Annotated in this window: 2 protein-coding genes and 1 other annotated feature; both genes read right to left on the reverse strand. The window is 64.2% G+C overall.

The window, feature by feature from the left end:
• On the reverse strand, positions 1-699 hold a 699-nt coding region (locus tag BOSE125_RS17805; RefSeq protein ID WP_201301315.1), incomplete at its 3' end, for an IS3 family transposase.
• Positions 637-738, reverse strand: a sequence feature (AL1L pseudoknot). Its footprint overlaps the gene before it by 63 nt.
• A complete protein-coding gene (locus tag BOSE125_RS17810) occupies positions 696-1,019 on the reverse strand; it encodes a transposase (protein WP_159555568.1) in 324 nt (107 codons plus the stop codon). Its footprint overlaps the feature before it by 43 nt. The genes BOSE125_RS17805 and BOSE125_RS17810, both read right to left, overlap by 4 nt.
• Positions 1,020-1,067: the final 48 nt, after the last annotated feature.

Raw genomic sequence — 1,067 nt, forward strand, 5'->3', positions numbered from 1 at the left:
ATCGTACGAATCCCCGACCGAACCGACCGACGCGGAGACACCGTAATCCGCCAGCGTGTCGGTATAGGCCAGACTGACGTACTGAACGCCTCTGTCCGAGTGATGCACCAACCGTCCGCCCCTCAGGCGAGCATCGGTGCTCAGCAACGCGTGTTCCAGAGCCTGCAATGGCAGCGACTGCGTGTGCAGGCTGGCAGAGACGGCCCAGCCGACGATCTTGCGGGTGCAGGCATCGGTAATGAACGCGACGTAGCAGAAACCGGTCAGGATCCGCACATAGGTGATGTCAGCAACCCACAGCCGATGGGGTGCCTGCGCGGCGAAGTGCCGCTTGACCAAGTCAGGACGGTGATCCGGCTCGGCTGCAGGCCTGGTGGTGACCGGTTTACGGCCTCGCCGCACGCCCGCCAAACCCTCGGCCTTCATCAGGCGGGCGACCTGGTCTCTGCCGACGTCCCAGCCGGCACGGCGCATGGCATGCCACATCTTGCGATACCCGTAAACACCGTAGTTCTCCGTGTGAATCCGCCGTAGCTCCTCCAGTAGGACCGTGTCGCGCACTCTGCGTTCGGAGGCCGGACGGGTCTTGGCGGCCCGGTAGCCGCGAGAGGTGATGAACCCACATTCCGTCGCACCCAGAGTGCGGCAGATGGCCTCGACCCCGAAATGATCCCTGTGCTCGTCGATGAAGCGGATCATCTCGTCGTGGGGCGGTCGAGTTCCGCTGCGAAAAAAGCCGAGGCCTTCTTCAGGATCTCATTCGCTCGGCGGGTCTCGGCCAGCTCACGGCGCAGTTGCCGATTCTCTTCCTCCAGGCTCGCATCACCTGTCACGGCCACCACGTCGAGGTCGGCAGACTCCGCCCGGCGGCACCAGTTCCGCAAGGTCTCCGGGCCGCAGCCCAGGGACTGGGCCACGATTCGGATCGAGGCGGCTCTGGGACCACCTTCAGCGGCTTGTCGGTCGAGGACCATCCGGACCGCTCGATCGCGGAACTCAGGGGTGAACTTCTTGGGCATGTACCGATTCTCCTTCGTGAGACTCGGAACCAAACCCAGGGCGCTTCA

The organism is Citricoccus sp. K5 (assembly GCF_902506195.1).
Taxonomy (GTDB): domain Bacteria; phylum Actinomycetota; class Actinomycetes; order Actinomycetales; family Micrococcaceae; genus Citricoccus.

Excerpts from the sequence above, each read along its gene's own strand:
- BOSE125_RS17810 (WP_159555568.1), bottom strand. The coding sequence starts at position 1,019 with ATGCCCAAGAAGTTCACCCCTGAGTTCCGCGATCGAGCGGTCCGGATG.